General features: G+C 68.3%; 3 protein-coding genes. 1 reads left to right on the top strand and 2 read right to left on the bottom strand.

Features of this window, described 5'->3' with window-relative positions; all coding sequences use genetic code 11:
• Positions 1 to 878 (bottom strand): MMPL family transporter (locus ACOADB_RS29055; RefSeq protein WP_378607487.1); only part of this gene is annotated, 878 nt, incomplete at its 3' end.
• A 94-nt stretch (positions 879 to 972) separates the two neighbouring features.
• On the opposite strand from ACOADB_RS29055, the gene ACOADB_RS29050 reads away from it, so the two are divergent.
• Complete coding sequence (locus ACOADB_RS29050; protein WP_378607484.1) at positions 973 to 2,694, top strand: FAD-binding dehydrogenase; 1,722 nt, start codon at positions 973 to 975, stop codon at positions 2,692 to 2,694.
• A 148-nt stretch (positions 2,695 to 2,842) separates the two neighbouring features.
• Here ACOADB_RS29050 and ACOADB_RS29045 read toward each other — a convergent pair whose 3' ends face one another.
• A complete protein-coding gene (locus ACOADB_RS29045; protein ID WP_378607482.1) occupies positions 2,843 to 4,663 on the bottom strand; it encodes a phosphoenolpyruvate carboxykinase (GTP) in 1,821 nt (606 codons plus the stop codon).
• Positions 4,664 to 4,995 lie beyond the last annotated feature (332 nt).

Below are 4,995 nucleotides of genomic sequence, written 5' to 3'. Positions count from 1 at the left end.
CCGCCGATCCGCGACGCGGCGATGGCGGCGGCTGCGGTCGGCTCGGTGCCGAGGCGGCGCTCCTCGTGATAGCGGGCGACCAGGAACACCGCGTAGTCCGTTCCGGCGCCGAGGATGATCGCGGTGAGGAACGACCCGCTGAAGGTCGAGACCGCGAAGAGGTCATGCAACCCGCAGAACGACACCGCTGCCCGCCCGAGGCCGAGCCCGATGCCCACGACCGTGAGGATCATGATCGGGATCGCGAACGAGCGGTAGATGAGGAACAGGATCAGCGCGATCATCACGATGGTCACGATCGTGATCCGTCCGACGCTGTGCTCGGTCTCCGTCGCCAGGTCGACGACCGTCGCCGTCGGACCGGTGACCTCGACGGTCAGCCCGTCGGGCGCCTTCTCGTCGACGATCTCGCGTACGGCGGCCACCTGCGTCAGTGACGCCGGCGCACCGGTCGCTCCCGTGATGCCCACGAGCAGGTAGCGCGCCTGCTTGTCCTTGCTCGTCAGCGCCTTGCGCAGCTCCGGCTGGCGGACGTCCTGGACGAACGTGACGTCCTTCTCGTCGGTCGTCAGGTCGGTGACCAGGGACTCGGCATAGCGCTGGTCCGCCGCGGTCAGGCCGGAGGTCCGCTCCATCGCCACCACGATGAAGCTCTGGGCGTCGCCACTGCTGAACGCGCTGTTCATCGACGCGACGGCGCGGATCGAGGGCGCGTCGTGCGGCACCATCGGCGAGGAGTCCTGGCCGGCGATCTCCTCGAGCTGCGGCACCGCCACGTTCATCACGACGGTCAGCGCGAGCCAGGCCAGCACGACCCAGCCGGCCCGTCGTACGACAAAACGGGCGTAGCGCGCCACCGCGTCATTTTCAGTCCCCACCTACTGAAACTAGAACTCGTTACCGTTGCCAGCAAGCAGATGTGGTGCGACCCACTCGCACCGGTTCCGGGGTCCCGTGTGGCAGGCTCCCGTCGTGACCAAGGACGCAGCGCTGCAGGAGTTCGTACCGGACGCGATCGTGGTGGGAGCCGGCCTCGCCGGACTCGTCGCCACCTACGAGGCGACACAGGCAGGCAAGCGGGTGCTGGTCATCGACCAGGAGAACCGCGCCAACCTCGGCGGCCAGGCCTGGTGGTCGCTCGGCGGCCTCCTCTTCATCGACTCCCCCGAGCAGCGCCGGATGGGCATCAAGGACTCGCGTGCGCTGGCGTGGCAGGACTGGCAGGGCTCGGCCGGCTTCGACCGGATCGAACCGCAGGAGGACGGCACCCCCGGCGAGGACCACTGGGCGCACCAGTGGGCGAAGGCGTACGTCGACTTCGCCGCCACCGAGAAGCGCGACTACCTGCGCGCACTGGGCCTCAAGTCGCTGCCGTTCGTGGGCTGGGCCGAGCGCGGCAGCGGTGACGCCGCCGGCCACGGCAACTCGGTCCCGCGCTTCCACCTGACCTGGGGTACCGGCCCCGAGGTGGTCCGGATCTTCGTCGAACCCGTCCTCGCCGCCGAGGAACAGGGCCTGGTGCGGTTCGCCTTCCGGCACCGCGTCGACTCCCTCGTCACCGAGGACGGCGCGGTCGTCGGCATCCGTGGCGCCACGCTGGAGGAGTCCGACACCGAGCGCGGGTTCGCCTCGTCCCGCGTCGAGGTCGGCGAGTTCGAGCACCGGGCTCCCGCCGTCGTCGTCACCACCGGCGGCATCGGCCACAACCACGAGATGATCCGCGCCAACTGGCCCGTCGAGCGGCTCGGCCCGGTGCCGACCCACCTGATCTCCGGCGTCCCCGCGTACGTCGACGGGCGGGGCCTCACGATCGCCGAGGAGGCCGGTGCGCGGCTGGTGAACTCCGACCGGATGTGGCACTACACCGAGGGCATCCACAACTGGGACCCCGTGTGGCCCGACCACGCGATCCGCGTCATCCCGGGCCCGTCGTCGCTCTGGTTCGACGCCACCGGACAGCGCCTGCCCGCCCCGAACTTCCCGGGCTTCGACAGCCTCGGCACCCTCGGGGCCATCGGCAGGACCGGGTACGACTACACGTGGTTCGTCCTCACCCAGGCGATCATCGAGAAGGAGTTCGCCCTCTCCGGCTCCGAGCAGAACCCCGACATCACCAGCAAGGACCTGAAGTTCATGCTGAAGTCGCGGGTCGCCAAGGGTGCCCCCGGTCCCGTCGAGGCGTTCAAGCAGCACGGGGTCGACTTCGTCGTGGCCGACACCCTCGAGGAGCTCGTCGACGGCATGAACGGCATCGTCGACGGCGACTCGCCCGCGCGTGGCCCGCACGTGGCGGCCGACGTGCTGCGCCGCCAGATCGAGGCCCGCGACGCCGAGCTCGACAACGCGTTCAGCAAGGACTTCCAGCTGATGGCCATCAACAACGCCCGGCAGTCCCGGACGGACAAGCTGATCCGGGTGGCGAAGCCGCACAAGATCCTGGACCCGGAGAAGGGCCCGCTCATCGCCGTACGGCTCAACATCCTGACGCGCAAGACGCTCGGCGGGATCGCCACGAACCTGGAGTCACGCGTCGTCGACCGCACCGGTGCGGTCATCCCCGGCCTGTACGCCGCCGGTGAGGTCGCCGGGTTCGGTGGCGGTGGGGTGCACGGCTACAACGCGCTCGAGGGCACCTTCCTCGGCGGCTGCATCTTCTCCGGTCGCGCGGCAGGCCGGGCGATCGCCCGCTCCTGAACGGGGATCGACGAAAAAAGAACCAGCGCCCCGACTGGCGAGAGCCGGGGCGCTGATTCAGTCCAGATGACTACGCGTTGTGCAGCACTTCGTGCTGCTGCCTTCAATCGCCTCGGCATACGAGCAAGCTCGTCTGCACTCGGCTCAATCAGGCCTCGAGCGCCTCGGCGACGCGACGGTGCGCGGCCCAGATCTCGTCCGACAGGCCCTCGAACTGCGCGAGGTGCTTCTCGCGGAAGCCCATCTCCTGCTGCCAGCGCGGCACGTCGATGGTGAGGAGCGTGTCGAGGTCGGCGAGCGCCTGCTCGTCCATGCCCTCGAGGTTGAGCTCCTCGCGCTTCGGCAGGACGCCGACCGGGGTCTGCACGCCCTCGACCTCACCGTTGAGGAACTCCATCAGCCAGTTCAGCGGACGCAGGTTCTCGCGGTAGCCGGGCCACAGGAAGCGGCCGTCCTCGCCCCGCTGGAACCAGTTGACGTGCGCGAAGATCGGCTTGGTCGTCGCGCGGCCGATGACCTCGAGCCAGTGTGCGGCGTAGTCGGCCTCGGAGTACGACATGAACGGACGCATCGACATCGGGTCGTAGCGGAGCACGCCCTCGAGGCCGTCTGCGGCAGCGGTCGCCTCGGCACCCAGCGTCAGGCCGTCGTAGACACCCTCGGCAACGTCCTTGATCGCACGGATCAGCGGCTCGCGGTCACGCGTGCGGCCACCGAAGATGATGCCGTGGATCTCGACGCCCTGCGGGTCCTCGAAGTCCTTGGCAACGTTCGGGACGTTGGCCAGCGTGGTCGTGAACCGGCTGTTCGGGTGCGCCCACGGAGCGTCGGCGTCCTCGGGCGACCGGTCGGCGATGATGTCGCCCTTCCAGTCCTCCCAGCCGTCGAGGTCGGTCGGCTTGTCGCTCTTGCCTTCCCACCAGACTTCCTGCGTCTTGGAGTTGTAGGCGACGTTCGTGAAGATCGCGCCGGTGCCCGGGACGATCGAGTCGATCGCGGTCGGGTTGGTCTTCTCGTTGGTGTCCTTGGCGACACCGAAGACACCGTTCTCCGGGTTCATGCCGTAGAGCTTGCCGTCGTCGCCGACCCACAGCCAGGCGATGTCGTCGCCGTAGAACTCGACGTAGTACCGGTCACCGAGGGCGTCGGGGGCCAGCGTCATCGCGAGGTTCGTCTTGCCCGAGGCCGACGGGAAACCACCGCAGATGTTGTACTTCTTGCCGGTCTCCTTGTCGGTGATCCCGAGCAGCATGAACTGCTCCACGAGGAAGCCGTTCTTCCAGCCGTCGTAGGAACCCTGGCGCAGACCGTGGGCGATCTTGCCGAGGAGCGCGTTGCCGCCGTACGACGAACCGAAATGCAGGATCGTGCGCTCGTCGGCGACGGTCACGAAGTAGCGCTTGTCGTCGGGCGTGCCCTGGCCGAGGTTCTCCAGGTCACCGGTGACGTGGACGGCCTTGACGAACGAGTCGCCCAGGTCGTTGATGTACTCCACTCCGACCCGCGCCATGCGGATCATCTGGAGCACGACGTTGCGGTTGTCCGTGAGCTCGACACCGGCTGCGAAGTTCTGCAGCGGGGAGCCCTTCGGCGCCATCAGGTAGGGGATGACGTACATCGTCTTGCCGACCGACGCGCCGGTCATCAGCTCGACGAGCTTCGGCTTCATCTCCGAGGACGGGCGCCAGTTGTTGTAGATGCCCTTGTCCGCCTCGTCGCTGGTGGCGACGATCGTGCGCTCCTCGGCGCGGGCGGTGTCCTTGAAGTAGGACCGGGAGTAGTAGAGGCCTTCGCCGGCGGGAAGGAGCTCGCCTGCCTCGAGGGACTCCTGCACCAGCCGGGCGTCGTCAGCCGCCGAAACGACCTCGATCCGGTCGGCGCCGGTGATCCCGGCCCAGTGTGCGACGTATTCCCGAACGTGGGGGTTCGTGAGGCCCGCCTCATCGAGCGTCCGCTCCACATCCACCATGCTTCTCGCCAGCCTTTCGGTCCTGTTAAAGGTGTGGGCACGCTACCCCACAGCCCACCCGGCAATTCCCGGGGTTCGAATCGTTTGATCCGTGGACACCGTCGTCCGCGTGGGAGCCACCATGACACCGCTCGCGCGCTGACGCACATCGGCGCCGGTCACCCCGATGAGGCGTTCGCCACGGTGCGGATCTTTTGATCGTTCGAATCCCGGGATCGTCCGGTTCGCACCACGTGCCGCTGGGTAGGAAGCCGCCGCACGTGGATGTCACGACGACAGGAGCCCCCATGAGTTACCCGCCGCAGCCCCCCTCCGGCCCGCCCAGCGGCCCG

Source organism: Nocardioides sp. CPCC 206348 (genome assembly GCF_048654705.1).
Taxonomy (GTDB): domain Bacteria; phylum Actinomycetota; class Actinomycetes; order Propionibacteriales; family Nocardioidaceae; genus Nocardioides.
This window is presented reverse-complemented; position numbering and strand designations above follow the sequence as displayed.